Origin of the sequence: Diplocloster modestus (genome assembly GCF_019042245.1) — a bacterium.
Taxonomy (GTDB): domain Bacteria; phylum Bacillota; class Clostridia; order Lachnospirales; family Lachnospiraceae; genus Diplocloster; species Diplocloster modestus.
Map to the genome: position 1 here is coordinate 436,218 of NZ_JAHQCX010000002.1, position 18,529 is coordinate 454,746.

The window sequence follows — 18,529 nt, forward strand, 5'->3', positions numbered from 1 at the left end:
GGCCCCCCCTTCAGAAAGTAACCATAACCTTAAACGCTTCCTGGTTCGCAGTCATCGCAAATCCATCCAGGATCTTTTCGAAAGGTACCACGTGAGAATAAAATTCTTCCGGATGCAGGATCCCGGTCTGGATCCAGTTCATCACCTGCTGATGCGCCTGCGCCTCCTCCCACTTGGTGGGCCACTGAACGAACTGCAGCTGCCAGTTATACTCTGAATTCGTCCAATCCAGTTCCATCGAATTATTCGGAGAGATCCCGTAGACACAGATCTTGCCGTTAAAAGTCACCAGGTTCATGGCCTGATTAATGATCTGGCTGCGGCCTACCGCATCCACCACATAATCCACACCCTGGGGGCAGATCGCCCGGATCTTCCGGAGTAATTCCGGATCCGTACTGCTGAAGGTTTCATCCGCCCCAAGAGTTCTGGCCTTCTGCATCCGTTCTTCGGTCAGGTCACACACGATGATCGGCCCCAGTCCCAGAATCTTGGCAAACTTGGTAAAGGAAGCCCCCACCGGTCCGCATCCATAGATCACAATACTCTTATTAGGCTGTAATGCAAAGGTTTTCATAGCGCTCAAAACTTCCCGGAACGTAATCATCATCGATCCATGGACCGGGTCCATGCTTTTCGGAATCACCTTCTGGGTATATGCGGACACAGGAAAATCCGGGGAATCCTGCGAAACCCCGCTCTTTACCAGCGCTTTCCAATCCCAGCAGACCGCATACTCCGCGAATGCGCCCCATCCGGAATGGTAAGGACCGTTCATTCCTTCCTGGAACGGGCAGAGCACATGATCTCCCAGTTTAAAGTTCTCTACAAAACGTCCCATCTCCACCACTTCTCCGACACCTTCATGGCCCAAAATGGCCGGATATGTATGGAATCCTTTGAATTTGCCATGAATGATTTTGGCATCGGTCCCGTTACAAATTCCACCGGCCAGCATCCTCACTAACACCTGATAATCATTTATTTTCTGTTTTTCTATCTCTACGATGTGAAGCGCACCGTTTTCTTCTACCGATAATGCTTTCATAACCATTACCTCCAATGCCGCAATTTTTCTTATTATGCATTATTCTGTATAATTCCGGATCACTTCCTCCGGAATATAGGCTGATTCCCGGATCACAATCTTCTGGGGCAGCACCTCATGGGCCGTCCGTTTCTTGCCCTTGATCACACTCTTGAACAGCTGATAGCAGCTGCGTCCCAAAAGTTTTTCATCCTGAGATACCGTTGTCAGGGACGGATTGAAATATTCCGACACGGTGATATCATCGAATCCCACCACCGCAATATCCTCCGGCACGCTGATCCCCATTCTGCGGGCCGCACTCATAAAACCGTGGGCGATCATATCGTTGGAGGTTAACACCACCTGAGGCCATTCCTCCCGCGGTATCGAATGCAGGAATTTTTCCAGCAGGGTATAGGAAGTCTGTACTTTTAAATGATGCAGTGTATTATCCAGAATCGCCGTAGAATCCTTTTCATTGACCCGGCAAAGCTTCAGCCCTTCCAGATAGCCACGGTATCTGGCTTCCAGGTTATCCTGAACCGTAACCGGCTCTCCCGCATATGCAAACCGCCGGTATCCGGCATCGTACAGCGCGCACACCAGGTTCTTCACCGACTGCTCATTGTCAAATTCCACCGACGGAAGCTCCCCGTGATGCCTGTCTCCTAAGACCACCGGTACATTGGCGTCCAGGCAGTCTTTGATAATATCGTCATCGTTCCCGCCGCCAATAAAGATCAGGCCGTCCACCCGCCGCTCGATCAGCGCATGTACTCCTTCTCTTACGTTATCATTGTTAAAGGATGCGTCGCATAAGAGCACCACATAATTATCTTCCCTGGCCGCTTCCAGTATACTGGCCGCACACCGGGCGTAAAATTCACTGGAGATATCCTGAAGGACCACTCCGATCAGACGAGTTCTCTTCTGCCGCAAAGCCCTGGCCAGCGCGTTGGGTGAATAGTTCAGCCGTTCAATGGCCTCCCACACCCGCTCCTGAGTCTCCGCCGATATCGGGGCTGTCCCGTTAATCACATGAGATACTGTCGACGGCACTACCTGCGCCAGACTCGCCACATCCTGAATGGTCGCTTTTTTCTTTTTTATCCCGGTTTTATCCAAATTTGTACTCACAATATCAACTCCATATTTCCTCATTTTCATTTATCCTAATACTAACATATTTCTTCGAATTTTCAAAGTTTACCGGACAAATGCCTGAAGAAATATCATACCGGTTTCGTATAGTACTGTTTAACTCTGGCAGATCTTCTCTGGAAGCAGAATATGTGTCTGCTCCAGAATCTGGGAGCGGGCCTGTTCCATCATCAGGAAATGTGCCTGGCCTTCCACTGAGGTACCGGGATACAGGAAATCAGGCGAGCTGGCGCAGTCCATCAAAAGTCCCTGATCCGAAACTTTATCTAGAACCGCCTGCCGGATCTGATCCGCCCGGTCCAGATATTTCACAGGAAGATTCTCCTCCCGCACCGCCCGGTAGATAATATAGGCCACCATCTCGGAAACTTCGGTTTCCTCAAAGGAGTCCGGCCGGTCCAAAATATCGTGGAACAGATGATTTTCATTTTCCCACAGCAGCATTTCATCCAGCAGTTCTTTAAAATTAATGTAAGTATCCCGTTTTTCTTCCCGGCAGCTGTCGGGAAGTTCCAGATAAAGCCGGTACAGGCCGGTCAGAATCCAGCCGTTCCCAATTCCCCACAGTACCTTTCTGCGGTATTCACCGGTATCCTCACACCATACATGATAATAGAGCTTCTTTTCACTGTCATATAATTTTTTCAGATAACCCTTCATTTGTGCAAAGGCTTCCCGGTAATGTCCGGTACGGGCCAGCGCGGCCGGTGTAAATGCGGCGGAATCTGCCCAAATCTCCTGGGTCCCCAGCATGTGGCAGATCACGCCATCCGGTGTCCGGGGCGCGTGATGCAGCAGATAATCCATATTTTTTTCCACTGCCTCTATGTACTTGCTCTGCTGTTCCCGGCTGCCGATCTCCAGTACCGGCAGCACGCAGAAGGTGGAATCCGTGACCGCAGGCGTATTTTCCACATTGCAAAGCCTTCCGTCCTCACTCTGTCTTAATACCATATCCCGAACCAGAAGGCTTAACCGCTCATAATCCCCGGTCTCCAATAGTGCCTGCGCCGTAATCCCCTGCTCCCAGCATTGCCTCGTCATACATAACATTGCTTTCTTAACCTTCAAAACAACACTGTTTTCATTCATATTTTCCTCCATGTGTGCGTTTTTCAAGCACATATAGGTATGGGTGAACATCTTTTTGTTCAACCGTTCCCGCCTTGCAAATTATTTTTACGCCTTGGATTTGGATGAACGCAGAGCGTCGATAAATACAGCGAAGATTAAAACCAATCCCTTTACCACCTGCTGCCAGTAAGCCTGCACGTTCAAAAGAGTCATACCGTTTACCAGAACCGCCAGCACCAGAATACCGATCAGGGTACCGCCGACTTTTCCTTTCCCTCCGGCCAGGCCGATGCCGCCTAAGATAACAGCAGCGATGCCGTCCATATCATTTCCGTATCCATGGTTGGGCATAGCGGAGGAAGTCTGGCATACGGTGATGATACCGCCCATCACGGCAGTCACACCGGCGATGATGTGGGAAATGAATTTTACCCGGTTCGCATTGATACCGGCCAGCTTCGCCACCTGAATGTTGCCGCCTACCGCAAATACCTGGCGACCGTACTTTGTGTATTTAAGCAGGTACCACACGATGATATAGGTGACCAGCATCACCATCAGACAGAACGGGATTCCGAAGATCTTGCCATTGCCGATGAAATAATACACGGGATCATCAATCCGGATATACCGGCCGTCGGTGAGCAGGAACGCCGCGCCGCGGAAGATGAACTGGGTTCCCATGGTGGCAATGATGGGATTTACCCTCATGATGGTGATGATAAACGCATTGATACAGCCGCCCAGGATACCAACCAGAATGGTTACGATCAGGGTAATGGGAACGGAAAATCCCGCTTCAATCATCATACCCATGATCATACCGGCCATAGCCGCCAGGGAATACTGGGATACGTCAAGGCCTCCAAGTAGCATGGCTACGGTAAGGCCGGCCGCCATGGTACCCATAATGGAAGCATAGGTCCCGATGTTCATGATATTTCGGAAAGTAAAGAAATACTCCGACTGAACTCCGAAAATGATACATAACACAATGAGCATAATGATGGTGCTGAGTTCGCTCTTTGAGTTTTTCATTAAACTTTTTACTTTCGACATGGTTAACACTCTCCTATCGCATATTTTAAGAGGCCTTCCTGTGAGTAGTCACCCTTGCTGACCTCTCCGGTAATTTTCCCTTCACACAGTACATAAATGCGGTCACTCAGCGCCATAATCTCAGGAAGCTCCGACGAAATCATGATTACGGCTTTATTCTGGGAGCACAGCTCATTGATCAGATTGTAGATCTCCACCTTGGCGCCTACGTCGATCCCTCTGGTCGGTTCATTCAGGATCATGACACTGGGGTCCGTATTCAGGCTTTTCGCTATAACCAGCTTCTGCTGGTTACCGCCGCTCAGTGTTCCGGCTTCTGTCATCACCGACGGTGTTTTTACAGATAATTTTTTCACCCATTCTTCCGCCAGCTGTGTTTCGTATTTGAGATCCAGTTTGCCTTTTCTTTTTATCTTATCCAGATTGGACAAGGTGATATTATCCCGGACCGGCGCCACCAGGTTGACCCCTTCCGTCTTCCGCTCCGCTGGTACATAGGAGATTCCGCGTTTCAGCGCTTCCAGCGGTGTCGCATTCATGAATTCCTGTCCGTTCATCACCAGCGTTCCCGCATCCGCTTTCTGCGACCCTACCACACAGCGGCATACCTCGGATCTTCCTGCTCCCATCAGCCCGAACAGTCCTACCACTTCTCCCGCGCGGACCTGGATACTGATATCCTTTAAATAGGAGGTAGAAAGTCCCTTTACCTCAAAGGCTACATCGCCGATCTTACAATCCCTGGACGGATACATGTCGTTGACTTCCCGTCCAACCATATAAGCTACGATCTCATCTGTATTTGTCTCTTTTACATTCAGAGTTGTTATGTATTTGCCATCCCGCATGATTTCCACACGGTCCGCGATCTGGAACAACTCCTCCATACGGTGTGAAATATAGATAACACCCACACCGTCTTTTTTGATATCCCGGATCAGTTCGAACAGTTTCTTGGTCTCCACCTCGTTAAGCGCGGAGGTTGGTTCGTCCATCACCAATATTTTGACGTTTCTGGAAAATGCTCTCGCGATCTCAATGAGCTGCTTTTCCGCAACGGATAATTCCGATACCATATCCGTGGGTTTCCGATACCCTAATCCGACCCGCTCCATGATCCCCTTTGCCTTTTCAAACATATTCTTGTAATCTATCTTCTTTAAGGGGCCGGAGGTCGGAACCTGACCCAGTAATATATTCTCTGCGATCGTCAGGTCGTTCAGATAATTCAATTCCTGATAAATAATCCCGATTCCTAAATCGATTGCTTCCTTCGTGGTAAATTCCTTATAAGACTTTCCGCCGACTATAATTTCTCCCTCGTCCGCTTTATACATACCCGATAAGATCTTGATCAGTGTCGATTTTCCCGCACCGTTTTCGCCCATCAGGGCCAAAACCTCGCCTCCGTACAGATCCAGATCCACCTTGTCTACTGCCACGACACCGGGAAATGCTTTGTAGATGCCTTTCATTTCCAGTACTTTTTCCACCACTCGTTCACCTGCCTTATCTTCTTTCCTATGGGATTTCCAAACCTCTTATCCGCCCAAACGTTCTATGAATCCCCTTTTATGGATATCAATGGACAACTGAATGGACATGTCCCTAACCGGAATGGACATGTCCCAAACTGAAATGGACATGTCCCCGGTTTACCTTTTCCAGTCCTTGTTGCTTATTGCATTGCGGCAATCGCAGCGTCTCTGTCTTTTACGTATTCATTTACATTGTCCAGTGTTACGATTGTCACTTTGGTGTATCCGTTCTGCTCTACTTCTTCTCCGTTCAGGATCTTGGTCGCCATGTCCATGATCTGCTCACCGTACAGATGGGAGTTATAGGATGCGGTCGCCACCCATGCGGTATCTTTGTCCTCTACATGTTTCTGCAGATTTTCAATGGGAGCCGGGTCAGCGTTGTGCGAAACTACGATACAGTCATCTTTTCTGCTTTCGCCTTCTACCGCTGCGTTGGCTGCGTAACCCCTGTCATCATTCTGCCCTACGATTACGATCTTCGTGGCGTCGGGATGGGAGTTGAGCCAGTCTTTTGTCATGGTCTGGGATTTTACATCGTCCTGTTTGGAATCCAGCCATACCACATTGTCATCGGGCACGCCGTATTTTTCCTGAAGTACGTTTACAACACCGTCGTTTCTCTTTTTGATCTCATCACCGGAAGCCGCATCGTATACATTTACGATATATTCCAGTTCTCCGCCGAATTTGGAGTCTACGTACTCAGCGGCAGTCTGTCCCAGTATCTCGCCGGCTTCCAGGTTGTTGACACCGAAGAAGTAAGCTCCGTCATAGATACAGTCCACGCTCAGCATCGGGATATCTTCTTTGGCCAGATCGGAAGCGATCGCAGAGCCTGCTTCAGCCATTACGTTAAAGTCGATGATGATGTCTGCGCCTTTGGTTACCAGTGCTTCAATGTTCTGTTTCATCTTGGTAGCGTCACGGTCGGAAATCGTCGTATTGTATACATATCCGGCATCTTCCGCCGCTTTGTGAATTCCGCCTTCTACCGTAATGAAGAAATCTTCTTTTAACTGCATATTGCTGTAGCCGATATTATAGGCTTTTCCTTCGGCGGAACCTTCGTCACTTCCGGTTGTATCTGCCGGAGCCTCTGTGGTGTCTGCTTTCGGCGCGCTGGTCTCTTCAGCCGGTGCTGCCGCCGGTTCTTCTTTCGATCCGCACCCCGTCATCATGGTAGCTGCCATAGCCGCACACAACAATACACTTAATAGTTTTTTCTTCATCTGTTTTGCCTCCCTTGGACTTTTTGTTTGTTTTTCTGTTTTATATTGAATGCATGAATGCATTAATACCTATTGTTTGAAATAATAGCTTTAAAGAATATCCGTCAGTATCGTTTCGTATTCATGTACACCCGCGCCCGCCTCATAGGTCTGTGTTCCCCGATCGGAGGGCAACTGAATCTGTGCCTTTGTATTTCCCGGAATCTTGCAGGTAAGTTTCAACCGGCCTTGTTCCCATATCCAATCCACGGCGATCTCACCGTAATTGCTCCAAAGAGTAGCCCTTGCCCGCGTGACTTCCCGGGATGGCCCCGGCTGGATCAGTATCCTCCGGAATCCAGGTGCTGCCGCATCGATACCGGCCAGACCGCTGATCAGATACTCTCCCACTGTGGTAAAACCGATGTGGCTCCAGGCGTTCATGGGCTGCGGGTGCATCGTCCCGTCCTCAAACAGGGCATCCCAGCGTTCCCACACAGCGGTGGCGCCCATGGCAATCATGTAGCCAATGCCTGGATAGCGGACGGAGCTTAAAAACTGATTGGCAATTCCTGTTTTTCTGTATTTTCTCATCACATACAGGAAGTAAGGACTGGTGGATGTACCGCCTTTCCAGCGGACAAAGCCGTCTTTTGTAAGCTCCCGGACCAGATGATCCACTGCCTGATGTTCGTATTCCGTCGGGATCAGCCCGGCTGCCAGCGCCATCACATAGTCTCCCTGACCGCCTCTCCTCAGAGATCCGTCCCGGGCAACAAAGTTCAGGCAGAACGCCCTGCGGATCTGCTCATAAAGCTCTCCGTAAAACTTAGCCCGTTCCGGCTCTCCCGCGGCTTTTAAAAGCCTCTGCATCATGCAGACTGCCACCGCGTAGTGAGCGGTACCGATCATACCCGGCGATCCGTCTCCGTAACCGTGCAGGATGTCCGAGTGGTCGGTCTCTTCCAGTATTCCCAGCCAGTCACAGCCGGTTGCGAACCGGATATGCCGGTCCGCATTTCTTTCCAGAAATTCGAAATATTTTTCTGCCTGGCTCTGATACCTGCGGAAGGTACGGATGTCTCCATACATCTGCCAGAGCGCATACAGCATGTGAATGCCGTGATTGGACTGAAGATCTCCCACGAACTGCTCGATATCCTTCATCATCATCGATGGGGCGATGGCTTCCAGGCCGCCGTCCTCGTGCTGGCCATCCCAGATGTCCGTGGTCCACTTCCGGATAAAGGCTTCCTGATGGCTGAAATAGCTCATGGCATAGGTGAAATGATTCCCCTCTGTCCCCCAGCCCAGTCTCTCATCCCTGGCGCAGCAGTCCGTAGGCACCTCGAATTCATTGCACAGCTGTGTATTTTTTATAATTTGAAAAACCTGGTTTACTGTTTCATTGGAGCAGTGAAACTCCGTAGGCTTTATAAGTTCCGTGCTGATCCTGACTGCCCGTACTTCCGTAATCTCTATCCCCGGTGTCAAAATAATCTCGGCATAGCGGAATCCGTGATACGTGAAGCGGGGCTGACAGCTCTCTTCCCCGGTGCCTTTTAAAATATAGGTGTCCAGGCATCTGGCGGAACGGTTGCCCCGCAGATAGAGCTTCTGGTTCTCATCCAGCATTTCCGCATGCCGGATCGTTACTTTACCACCCTTCGGGCCTTTTAACTTCAGTGCCACGACACCGGTTAAGATCTTGCCGAAGTCCAGGATCATGCTGTGATCTTTTGCCGTGACGGTCTCTGCCGGAGGGATTCTTTCCTGTTCCACAACCGGAGGGCCCGGATGTACTATCGGATATACTCCTGGCGCCCGTTCATCTCCCGTAACCACCGGTTTCCAGTCACGGTCATCGAATCCTGCTTCTGAGAATCCCGTCAGTTCCCGGTTCGCATCATAGGTTTCCCCCTGGAAGATGTCGCTTTCCAGTAATGGCCCGTAGGAGGCTTTCCAGCTTCCGTCGGTTACTATGGTCTTGGCTGTACCGTCATCAAAATACAACTCCAATTGTACCATTGCCCGTGGCTTGCTTCCATACCATTCTCTGGAAGTTAAGCCCATATATCCGGCATACCAGCCATCCGCCAGGATGACACCGACTGCATTTTCCCCTTCGCGGACCAGATCGGTAACATCGTAAGCCCTGTAGTATACCGTGTGCTTGTAGTCCGACAATCCCGATACAAAAAGGTCCTCTCCCGCTTTCCGGCCGTTTACCTGTACTTCCAGAAGTCCCAGCGCAGCCATGTAGATTCTGGCTTTCTTTATCTTTTTATCGGCCCGGAATTCATGCCTCATGTATGGGAGCGGCGGAAGATAATATTGGTTGCTGCCTTTTTCAAAATCGTCCGCGCAGTAAAATGTCTGGCTGGGATCATAGGGATTCCCGTTCTCTTCGTCGTAGCCGATCCAGTCCGCTTTCCATCCTATTCCCATCAATCCGGTTTCGAACTGTGCCGCATCACTCCACTCGGATTCCTCATCCTGCTCATTCCAGAACTTCACTTCAAACTGATATGTACTGAGACATTTAAGCGCCTCTTCCCCCCGATAGGGATTCTGAATGCTCTCGCCGCTCTTTATTCTCCCGGAATCCCAGATCATTCTCCACTTATTCGATTCGATATCTTCCTGGTATAATCGGATCTGATATGATGACTGTGCTGCTGCATCCTCTGCCGGAAGTTTCCAGCCGAATACCGGAGCCCCGTCTTCGATCTGTATGGAATTCATCTGTCCATTACAAGTCAAATCAAATGCTTTCATTGTGTCTCTCCTTCAATTTCATGAAATCCTTTTTATTAACAAAAAATAAACTATTTTCCTGAAATTCGTCCATTTTTTTAAGTATTTAATGAAATCTATTTCATGATATTTTCTCAATTTCAAGGCCGTTCTAGTTAGGATAATTATATTTTATACCACCATAATCATGAAATGGATTTTATTACGAAAAAAATATAAAATTTATCTCTTATTTATTTTTTGCAATGAAATGGTTTTCATGATCACATTATAAGATGGTTATTCACGGATGTCAAGAACTTTTTGTAATTTTTTTATATTTATTTCCCGGTCCACTCTCTTACGCTATCCATATTCACGAAAATCCGGCTGTGAATCCGGATCACCGTATACACAGTGACCATGTGATATGCCGGTTTACGCGCAATATTATTTGATATCATAGGGTCGGCTATACTCTTCCTCATCAGATAACAGTTAGTATCACCGCCGTATATTTCTCACAAATTAGAACGTCCCTGATATTCGCTTCGGATAATTCGATCCATCTCTTCCGGTGTTTCTTTACAGCCGCCGGCCAGCCACATTTTCACAATCGCATTAAACCCGCTTCTGAAAAACTCGACGTGGTATTCGATATATTGATTATCGAAATGGCGTTTGGCCTGCTGCATGTCATAATCCTGAAGCTTGAATTGGTTATCATACCCGAGCTTGAAATAAGTACGGTAAAACAATTGATTTTCCTGGATATGGCAGAACAGCCGCAAATAATTATTGCTGTTGAATTTCTGTTCCTTTTCCATCTCATAGAGGCGGTTAACTTCTTCCTCTAAATGGGCCCTCACCTGATCCGCAAGATCATAAAGATCCATATAGTTGGCGTAAAAGGTACTGCGGTTCAGTTCACACCTTTTGCAAATATCGGAAACCGTTATCTCATTCAACTCTTTTGCTTGAAGCAGTTCAATAAAGGCCTTTTCGATTCGTTCCATCGATTCACGCCGGCGGCGGTTATTTTTCGTATTCATAGGATCCTTCTTCCATTATTCCAACACATGTGCATAGATTGATGATTGTTTTTACATGCCGACACAATTATACTTTATTTACAAAAGAACAACAACTGATGTTTTAATTGGAGGTGCTTTCAAATGAAGAAAAGCAGTTTTACCGCAATGGTATTAGGAACCGTCAGCGGAGTTTTTTTCGCCCTTGGAATATGTATGGCGCTGATCCCAGAATGGGACGCATTTAAGCCGGGGATAATTTTCGGCAGCGTAGGGCTGCTGCTCGGGCTGGTAACCTTACTTGTATGGAGAAGAATGGAACACAAAGAACCTGTCCATTTTTCATCAAAAACAGTCCTGACGATGACCGGCGGTATCGTCGGCGCCCTGGCGCTGGGAGTAGGTATGTGCTTTAGCATGATCTGGGGGAAAATGGTTGTAGGCATTGTGGTCGGCCTGGCAGGTATTGTTATTTTGCTCTGTTTAATACCGCTGACTAAAGGCATAAAAGCATGAATTTCTTAATACCGAAAGAGAAAGGGCAGTTCAGGCGGCGGCTGATACAGGCCACGCCCTGAATGTAGTATTCAGGTTTGGTGTATGGGTATCCGGCAAAAGATATTTGATAAAATTGAACGTTCAAAGATCGGAAAGAGAATGATAACTGACCAAAGATATCGAATTATAACAACTGCGGCTTTCAGTTTTTTCATCAATCTGCTGTATGCTCTCTACAACGGGGTACTCGGTATGATGAACCGGTCTATATGGTTTATCTCCATGTGTGCGTATTATACCATTTTGAGTACCCTGCGCTTTTCAGCCGTTTTGTGCGGACGCAAAAGCAATTCCACTGCTTCGGTTGATACAGAATATTTTGTGATGAAGCTGTCCGGCGTATTGCTTGCAGTATTAAGCTTTGTTTTGACCAGCGTAATTTATATCAGTTTAGTGGAAAATATTGCTGTAAGGCATGATACGGTTGTTATGATTACCATTGCCGCCTACAGCTTTTACAAAATCACAATGGCCATCATACGCGCAATCAAACAGCGCAAAAATCCTTCACCATTGCTGGCGGTCATCCGCAGCATTGGCTATGCGGATGTCGCCGCGTCTGTTTTAACTTTGCAGAGATCTATGCTTGCGTCCTTTGGTGAATCGTCTGATCCCCAAGCGCATACGATGAACATATTGACCGGGGCTGCTGTCTGCCTATTTATATTTACGCTCGGAACAATAATGACGATCAAGGGGATAAAAAGGAAAGGAAAATCAATATGGCAAAGTCCAAACTCATTAAGGCAAATGAAAAAATTGCCGAGAAAGTCGTAGGAACTTTCGAAAAAATAGAGGATACCGTTGTTGGCGGGTATACCAAAATAGAGGATGCATTCGTTGACCGCTATCTCACCAAAGACGGTGAGAGCATTGAAGAAGCAAAGGAACGTTTGAAACGGGAAAGTAAAACCTTAAAATAATACCATATTACCAAACGCCCATGCCGCTGTGTGCATGGGCGTTTACCATAACGGACTCTGTCCCTCTGCCGTTCCGCTTGGTTAATCGGCTTTCTCAGTGATAGGTTCATCCCGGTATTTCAAAAACTCCACAATTTCTCCCGACGGTCCATAAACGGCTCCCAGATGCATAGACTCCGGGATATCCACATCTTTGATTTCTCCCTTTAACCTGGCACCATATTCCAGAGCACGTTCCACCGCGGCCTCTACATCTTCCACGATCAGTGCCAGGTGAATAAAGCAGCCGTTTCGCTCTTCAAAATCATCTGGCAGTTCTTCCCGGCCTTCACCCAGGACTTCCAGTATACCTCCCGCGTTCAGCCGGATCATACAGGCCGGAAATCCTTTCGGATGATTCCATTGGGCATAGCAGGTACCGCCCAATCCCTCGGTATAGAACGCTTTTGCTGATTCAAAGTCCTTCACCCGGACAGCCAGATGATGGATTCCTATTTTTTGTCCCATGTTGATTTCCTCCTGATCTTTATGTATCCTAATTTTGACGATCACTTTTTTTACGTTCTGTTTCTCTTTCCCGTTCACGTCACATCTGGTCTTATGGCAGTCCTCGGGAGTGAACACCGCGTAATCTCCCTCCTGGAGAATCAAAGCGACAGACTTTGGTGTTTCCTGGTAGAACACGATGTCTTCCTCCGGACGATAGGGAACAGCCTCTTGGTGAAAATTTTCAATGTTACTGATGAGAATTTTCTCCGTTCCCTCAATTATGTACTGAACATCCAGATATGCACGATGCGCTTCAAATTTTAATTCCTCTTCCCCCGAAGTTTTATAGACCTGGACGACCGCGAACATTCGGTCGCCGTCTATTTCCACCCTACCTTCGGGCAGTGTTTTTAAATCTGTATGTTTCAGATAGTCCAGCGCTTTGGCAAGCTCCTGACCTATCCAGCCGTATGTCCCGGCAGATTCCAGTTTTTCGATTATCATATTCTCACCTGCTGTTATTCTGATTCTTGATGATTTTATTTAGACTCTGACTTTAACTACCGCTTTCCTGATCCGGACGGTTTCACCGTTTTTGGGAAAACAGATCATTTTGTGGGCATCCTCCGGGAACAGGATCGACATTTCCCCCTCTGACAACCTCACATGGGCAGCATATTCCCGTGGCTCATAGAACTGTACATCCTGTTCTGTGTCGTATTCTCCGTTTGGAGCAAACTCAGAACGGTCCCCAATCAGCAGTTCCAATTCTCCATTTAACACATATTGAATATCGATGTATTTCCTGTGCGTTTCATATGCCGCGTCAATAGGGGTTTCAACGCAGAAACTTTGCAGCATCATATAGATTTCTTCACCGTCTATTTCATAGGTGCCGTCTTCCATGGCATTCAAATTGTGGTCTTTTAGATATCGCACCGCTTTATGGATGCGGGCGGTCAAATATCCATAATCTCTCTCCCATAAAATACTACCCGTTATCATAATTTCCTCCAGTGTCGCATTTACTGCGACTAGATTCAGGTATGCGCTTCCGCGCTTTCCTCCAGTGCCAGCGGTCCCCATTCTGTCGGCCGTCGCACAAGATGCAGTTCCCTGTGTTCATAAATGACGATCTCTGCCAGATAAATTACACGGCACCCTGGTTCCAGATGGCCGCCCACCGCTTTTTCTTTATCGGAGACAACGGCGTGAATATGAGCTTCGCCGTCGGCAATGATACCAGTCATGGATACCAGCTCCAGCGGATAATCCTGCCAGGTCGGGAAATCCTCCTCGGCCGGAAATCGGTCGATCGTGTTGATCATGTGCAGAGTACATCTGTCCAGCGTACCGTACCCGCAGACAAGCGTACCGTCTTTTATTTCCTGTTCGCGAATTACCTGTTCAATGGATTCCCTTAACAGATCACCTTTGTTCAGACGGATCACAAAAACCCGTCCTCCGCCCTCTGACGCATAACATTTCATAAATTATTCTTCCTTTCTCAAAAGTTAACACCTGCCGTGTATTTAAAACCGCATAAATAAATCCTGCCCGGTAAACCTAAGTCTGCCCGGTAAACCTAAATCTGACTGACATCTGAAACTGATACGTTATATGCGTCTGGGAAATAAAAAGATTGGATTACCATCCTTAAAATATAAGAATCTCAGAGTAGTGACGTAAATGAAAAGGAGATCCACAGTCATTGCTGTGGGAAGGAAAAACAGGTTGGGATAATATATAGAACGAGTTCAGCAGGTATATACAAAGGAACCGATCATGAATCTCTGCGATACAGCAGCCTGCTGCCAGGCTGCCGGACCGCCTGCAGTGTACTGCTGCAGGGTCCGGATCGGCTCTTCTGTCAGATCAATTCTTTCGCCTGACCCACAATGTTATACAGATCTTCCACGATGCTGTTGATCGTATATTGGAAAATATTTTTCATGGGTCCGGCCAGACCGATCGACGCCAGTATTTGCCGATTATGATCCAGGGCTGGAACGGCGATACAAGTCTGTCCGTCACTTTCCTGCTCGAGTTCGATTGCGTATCCATTATTTTGTATGGTATTAAACTCCCCGTCTAAGGCTTCCCAATCCGTGAGCGTATTAGGCTTGAGCTTGACCAGCGGATGCTTGCGGTATTCCTGCAGAACTGCATCCTCACTGTAAGCCATCAGGCATTTGCCAAGGGCGCTGGTATGGCTGAGTACAATCGCACCTTCTTCGATCGCGTTGCGCGGCACATATTCGCTCCGGCATACTTTCAGGGCGATCACATGCTGGGGAATCGCCGGAGATTGATACGACGGGATCGCCACATAGACCGTCTCCTTATACTTCTCCGCGATCCTGACAGCCATATTCTGAAATACATTTACCAATGGAATATTTTCCTTGACGGTCTTGCCGATGGTATACAAACGCAGGCCAAGACCGTACTTTGCATTTTTCTCATTCTGGTAAACATATCCTCTGGCTTTCAGCGTGGAAAGCATACGGTAAACCGTGCTGCCAAACAGCTGGGTCCCATCACTGATCTCGCTGATACTGGCTTCGTGCCCGCAATGGTATAAGAACTCTATGATATCAATGGCTCTGTTTAACGATTGGATAGGTGGATTCGATGACATGGCATTTCCCTTCAATAAGTGCATAAACCCTTATAATATACAGATTATACACTTTTCTGTAATATCTTGTCAACGAGAGCTCCTCCGAATTAAGCGCCTGTTTTACATTCCTTCTCTTCGTTTCTCTTTCTGATTTCCCAGAACAGTGCATGGGCCGCATCCGGATTATACGGATAGGACAAAAGCACATCCAGCACATAGGGCCAGAATTCAAGCCCCAGTAACTCTTTTGCAAAACTCATTGCAGCTATTTCACTCAGGCACTGGACGTGTGCTTTATTTTCCAGCGCTTTTATTTTCCAGAGCACCACCGTAGTATTTCTTGTTACGATGTCCTGTTGATTCGTCATTTCGATCCAGTGGAAAATCTCATGGGCCAGAAGAATATCGGGGATTTTGTCTATCTCTATAAGCTCATCTAATTTTTCCTGCCGGAACACTTGATCCGCCCTGGTCAGGCAATCCTGATAAACTTCTATCTGATCCGGCTCGGTAAATTGGGCAAAGAGCACCTGGGTTCCCTTCTCCGGTGTTTCCGGACAGGTAACCTGCAGTCCCAGCGTTTTTGCCAGAGTCTTCGGGTCCGCCGTCTGATACTGTTCGGAGTAGCTTTTGGCATATAAGGCCCCGCAGGCAGCTGCCTGCTCCGCAAGTTCTTCTCTTTGTTCTCCGCTCAGACGCCCCCGCATTTTCTCCCGGGCAAAGGCATAGGCTCCCCAGGTCGCAGCGGGCACATCAAGCAGATAACGGCACATTTCTTCCAGCGAAAGCCTCTCCATCGCCAGCTCCGGCACTGCCATTTCCTGATACCTCTTCATATAAAAATTCCCGATTTGTTTAAACAATCCTTCTCCCATTCTTTACCTCCATGCCTGCGGTTTGGTACTATAATTGATTTCTCGCGCCCACCAATAGGATCTCATCCTCTTCGTCCAAAATGGAAATCTCGATATCCATCAGCATCAGAATCTGGTCCAGATCGTTGGTTCCATTGAAATCCACGACCTTTCCCCCGACGCATATATAATAGTCCGGCCTTAATATGCTGTCCGCATTGTAGGTCGCTATATTTTCATAGTAATTTCTGACCGCACCCTGATAGTCCTTTACCTTGACCGTCATGGCATCCCCGTCGGTCCGCTGAACTTTAATAAAGCCTTTTTTGTCCAGGATCCTGATCGGATTCTTATTTTCCTTCACTCCGCTGTATACATAGAAATGTTCGTTGGAGGTCAGAAGTTTTATATCTTTTACCTGTTCCCCGAAATCCTTCGTCGCGATTTCCCGGGCCTCCTTTTCTGAACACTCCGACATCAGATCTCCTGTCTTCACCTCCGTGGATCCCAGGGCAATGGCCGTTACTTTGGAGGTCTGGGAGTCGATCTCGATGTGGACGTCCACACTTTCCGGGGTAGCGCCGCTTTCGATGGCTTTGTTAATAGCTTCCAGTTTAATATTGCGTATATCATTTGCAGACGGGTTCGGAATGATCCGTTCCACCACGTCTCTGACCATGGCCAGTGCCACGCCAATGGAGGAAATCACTTCCGCATTCTCCGGTATGCTGTATTGCACTCCCATCTTTTTCGCGAAATAGACGATCAGTGCCGCGGCTCCTCCGCCGACTCCTACCAGGGAAATCTGTTCGGTTTCCACTTTGTATTTTTCCGCCAGTTCCAGAATGATCGGTTCGATCTTCCTGTAAGAACGTTCCATGATCTGGGCCGCCAGTTCTTCCACTGTGACCCCGAGATACTCTGCCACAGGCGCCATGGCTTTTCGGGCAGCTTCTGCATTTCCATAAGAAAAATATTCCGGGTCTACCAGGCCCAGCACATTGGCCGCGCAGGAATTGGTGATGGTGATCCGTTTGCCGCTTTTTAATTTGACAGCCACATAATCTGCCGGGTCCCCGGGTTTCGGTGAGAACAGTTCAAGCTGCGGCTCCTCGATTTCTTTTATATCGGTATAGACCGCATAGTCCAGTCCGGCGATATGGGCACTTCTGGGGCCCACATCGATCACACCTGATTTGTTCAGACGCACCATACTGCCGCCCGCGCATCCCAACACGCGCACATCCAGGGAACTGATGTAGGTCTTATGGCCTCCAACGATGGAATAATCGATGGCAGGGCGTCCGTTCTTGATCACTCCAATATTAGTTGTGGTACCGCCCACTTCAAAATATATCCCGTTGGATGCTCTCAGATAAATCAGGGAACCCATGACGGAAGCCGCCGGACCGGACAGCATGGTCAGGATGGGGCGTTTTTTTACCTCATTGATCTCCATTACACCGCCGTCTCCGCGCATGATCATAAGCGGTACCTGGACTCCTGCCTGCCGCACACTCTGTTCGGTACTGGTGGCCGTGTTCAGCATTTTCGGCAGGATACTGGCATTGATGGCCGCCGTCCTGGTTCTTCTGGTCAGCCCGTACAGCTTCGTGATATCCGCAGCCGCCGTGGAAGGCAGCTCCATTTCTTTCGCTATATGTTTGATCCGCTTCTCCTGTTCACTGTCATCCACCCCAAAAGCCATGGAAGCCACCATAACCTGGGCTCCCTGTCCCTTCAGGCTGTTCAGCTCTTCCTTGATCTTCTCATCGGTCAGCTCTTTCTTTTTGATAAAGGTATTAAATATTTCAATCACTTTCCCGGCGGCAATATCGATATCTGCGATTTTCAGCTGTTTTTTCGCCAGCAATCCCTCCAGCCCGCCTCCGGCCACACCGACGATTCCCACTTTGGCTACATCGCCCTCTACCAGTGCATTGGTGGCTTGCGTGGTGGAGTGGGCCACAAAGATAACTTCCTCCGGCCTGATGTTATTATCCGCCAGACAATTTTGAAATGCCTGAACAACTCCGGCTGCCACGCCGGCTTTATCGTCATGGGTCGTCTTGACCGAGGATTTTCCGATGATCTCGTGGGTGGTATTGTCGATTGCCACCGCCTTCGTATGCGTCCCCCCCACGTCAATCCCTATTCTTACTAGTCTGTCGCTCATGCTTTCCTCCAGTGCCGCATTTACTGCGGCATTTATTCAGGTATGCGCTTCGCGCGCTTCCTCCAG

General features: G+C 48.3%; 17 protein-coding genes. 3 read left to right on the top strand and 14 right to left on the bottom strand.

The features are described from left to right. Positions 1-10: 10 nt before the first annotated feature. The 8 genes from KTH90_RS04840 to KTH90_RS04875 form a co-directional block, all read right to left on the bottom strand. Entirely contained in the window at positions 11-1,048 is a 1,038-nt protein-coding gene (locus KTH90_RS04840) for a zinc-dependent alcohol dehydrogenase (protein ID WP_238726353.1), read from the bottom strand. A 39-nt stretch (positions 1,049-1,087) separates the two neighbouring features. Continuing rightward, positions 1,088-2,167: a LacI family DNA-binding transcriptional regulator gene (locus KTH90_RS04845; protein ID WP_238726354.1), complete on the bottom strand. Its 1,080-nt coding sequence runs from the start codon at positions 2,165-2,167 to the stop codon at positions 1,088-1,090. A gap of 120 nt (positions 2,168-2,287) precedes the next feature. Further along, complete coding sequence (locus KTH90_RS04850; protein ID WP_238726355.1) at positions 2,288-3,283, bottom strand: glycoside hydrolase family 88 protein; 996 nt, start codon at positions 3,281-3,283, stop codon at positions 2,288-2,290. A gap of 87 nt (positions 3,284-3,370) precedes the next feature. Continuing rightward, positions 3,371-4,324 (bottom strand): ABC transporter permease, encoded by a 954-nt coding sequence (locus tag KTH90_RS04855; protein WP_158349956.1) that lies wholly within the window; start codon positions 4,322-4,324, stop codon positions 3,371-3,373. Positions 4,325-4,326: 2 nt separating this feature from the next. Continuing rightward, positions 4,327-5,817 (bottom strand): sugar ABC transporter ATP-binding protein, encoded by a 1,491-nt coding sequence (locus KTH90_RS04860; protein ID WP_158349957.1) that lies wholly within the window; start codon positions 5,815-5,817, stop codon positions 4,327-4,329. 185 nt (positions 5,818-6,002) lie between these two features. After that, positions 6,003-7,094 carry a sugar ABC transporter substrate-binding protein gene (locus KTH90_RS04865; RefSeq protein WP_238726356.1) on the bottom strand — a complete coding sequence of 364 codons (1,092 nt, stop codon included), beginning with the start codon at positions 7,092-7,094 and terminating at the stop codon, positions 6,003-6,005. Positions 7,095-7,184: 90 nt separating this feature from the next. After that, positions 7,185-9,851, bottom strand: a complete 2,667-nt coding sequence (locus KTH90_RS04870) for a family 78 glycoside hydrolase catalytic domain (RefSeq protein ID WP_238726357.1) — start codon at positions 9,849-9,851, stop codon at positions 7,185-7,187. Positions 9,852-10,330: 479 nt separating this feature from the next. Then, positions 10,331-10,861, bottom strand: a complete 531-nt coding sequence (locus KTH90_RS04875) for a TetR/AcrR family transcriptional regulator (protein WP_158349960.1) — start codon at positions 10,859-10,861, stop codon at positions 10,331-10,333. Positions 10,862-10,984: 123 nt separating this feature from the next. Here KTH90_RS04875 and KTH90_RS04880 point away from each other — a divergent pair, with 123 nt between their 5' ends. The 3 genes from KTH90_RS04880 (at position 10,985) to KTH90_RS04890 (ending at position 12,321) form a co-directional block, all read left to right on the top strand. Next, the gene (locus KTH90_RS04880) at positions 10,985-11,356 is read left to right on the top strand and encodes a hypothetical protein (protein ID WP_158349961.1); all 372 of its coding nucleotides are present in this window, start codon (positions 10,985-10,987) and stop codon (positions 11,354-11,356) included. 84 nt (positions 11,357-11,440) lie between these two features. Further along, positions 11,441-12,175: a hypothetical protein gene (locus KTH90_RS04885; protein ID WP_158349962.1), complete on the top strand. Its 735-nt coding sequence runs from the start codon at positions 11,441-11,443 to the stop codon at positions 12,173-12,175. Then, a complete protein-coding gene (locus tag KTH90_RS04890) occupies positions 12,121-12,321 on the top strand; it encodes a hypothetical protein (protein ID WP_158349963.1) in 201 nt (66 codons plus the stop codon). Before KTH90_RS04885 ends, KTH90_RS04890 begins: the two co-directional genes overlap by 55 nt. Before the next feature lie 81 nt (positions 12,322-12,402). Here KTH90_RS04890 and KTH90_RS04895 read toward each other — a convergent pair whose 3' ends face one another. From KTH90_RS04895 to KTH90_RS04920, 6 genes are all read right to left on the bottom strand, one after another. Next, positions 12,403-13,314 carry a YhcH/YjgK/YiaL family protein gene (locus KTH90_RS04895; protein WP_158349964.1) on the bottom strand — a complete coding sequence of 304 codons (912 nt, stop codon included), beginning with the start codon at positions 13,312-13,314 and terminating at the stop codon, positions 12,403-12,405. 39 nt (positions 13,315-13,353) lie between these two features. Beyond that, positions 13,354-13,815: a YhcH/YjgK/YiaL family protein gene (locus KTH90_RS04900; RefSeq protein WP_238726358.1), complete on the bottom strand. Its 462-nt coding sequence runs from the start codon at positions 13,813-13,815 to the stop codon at positions 13,354-13,356. A gap of 35 nt (positions 13,816-13,850) precedes the next feature. Beyond that, positions 13,851-14,300, bottom strand: coding sequence for a PPC domain-containing DNA-binding protein (locus tag KTH90_RS04905; protein ID WP_158349966.1), 450 nt, complete (start codon positions 14,298-14,300; stop codon positions 13,851-13,853). Positions 14,301-14,680: 380 nt separating this feature from the next. Beyond that, entirely contained in the window at positions 14,681-15,451 is a 771-nt protein-coding gene (locus KTH90_RS04910; RefSeq protein ID WP_238726359.1) for an IclR family transcriptional regulator, read from the bottom strand. Between the two features lie 89 nt (positions 15,452-15,540). Continuing rightward, on the bottom strand, positions 15,541-16,308 hold the full coding sequence (locus KTH90_RS04915; RefSeq protein WP_158349968.1) for a hypothetical protein: 768 nt from the start codon (positions 16,306-16,308) through the stop codon (positions 15,541-15,543). Between the two features lie 28 nt (positions 16,309-16,336). After that, positions 16,337-18,463 carry a hydantoinase/oxoprolinase family protein gene (locus tag KTH90_RS04920; RefSeq protein ID WP_158349969.1) on the bottom strand — a complete coding sequence of 709 codons (2,127 nt, stop codon included), beginning with the start codon at positions 18,461-18,463 and terminating at the stop codon, positions 16,337-16,339. Positions 18,464-18,529: the final 66 nt, after the last annotated feature.

Coding starts and splice junctions, on each gene's coding strand:
- KTH90_RS04840 (WP_238726353.1), bottom strand. CDS start 1,048: ATGAAAGCATTATCGGTAGAAGAAAACGGTGCGCTTCACATCGTAGAG.
- KTH90_RS04850 (WP_238726355.1), bottom strand. CDS start 3,283: ATGAATGAAAACAGTGTTGTTTTGAAGGTTAAGAAAGCAATGTTATGT.
- KTH90_RS04855 (WP_158349956.1), bottom strand. CDS start 4,324: ATGTCGAAAGTAAAAAGTTTAATGAAAAACTCAAAGAGCGAACTCAGC.
- KTH90_RS04865 (WP_238726356.1), bottom strand. CDS start 7,094: ATGAAGAAAAAACTATTAAGTGTATTGTTGTGTGCGGCTATGGCAGCT.
- KTH90_RS04870 (WP_238726357.1), bottom strand. CDS start 9,851: ATGAAAGCATTTGATTTGACTTGTAATGGACAGATGAATTCCATACAG.
- KTH90_RS04875 (WP_158349960.1), bottom strand. CDS start 10,861: ATGAATACGAAAAATAACCGCCGCCGGCGTGAATCGATGGAACGAATC.
- KTH90_RS04880 (WP_158349961.1), top strand. CDS start 10,985: ATGAAGAAAAGCAGTTTTACCGCAATGGTATTAGGAACCGTCAGCGGA.
- KTH90_RS04885 (WP_158349962.1), top strand. CDS start 11,441: ATGGGTATCCGGCAAAAGATATTTGATAAAATTGAACGTTCAAAGATC.
- KTH90_RS04890 (WP_158349963.1), top strand. CDS start 12,121: ATGGCAAAGTCCAAACTCATTAAGGCAAATGAAAAAATTGCCGAGAAA.
- KTH90_RS04895 (WP_158349964.1), bottom strand. CDS start 13,314: ATGATAATCGAAAAACTGGAATCTGCCGGGACATACGGCTGGATAGGT.
- KTH90_RS04900 (WP_238726358.1), bottom strand. CDS start 13,815: ATGATAACGGGTAGTATTTTATGGGAGAGAGATTATGGATATTTGACC.
- KTH90_RS04905 (WP_158349966.1), bottom strand. CDS start 14,300: ATGAAATGTTATGCGTCAGAGGGCGGAGGACGGGTTTTTGTGATCCGT.
- KTH90_RS04910 (WP_238726359.1), bottom strand. CDS start 15,451: ATGTCATCGAATCCACCTATCCAATCGTTAAACAGAGCCATTGATATC.
- KTH90_RS04915 (WP_158349968.1), bottom strand. CDS start 16,308: ATGGGAGAAGGATTGTTTAAACAAATCGGGAATTTTTATATGAAGAGG.
- KTH90_RS04920 (WP_158349969.1), bottom strand. CDS start 18,463: ATGAGCGACAGACTAGTAAGAATAGGGATTGACGTGGGGGGGACGCAT.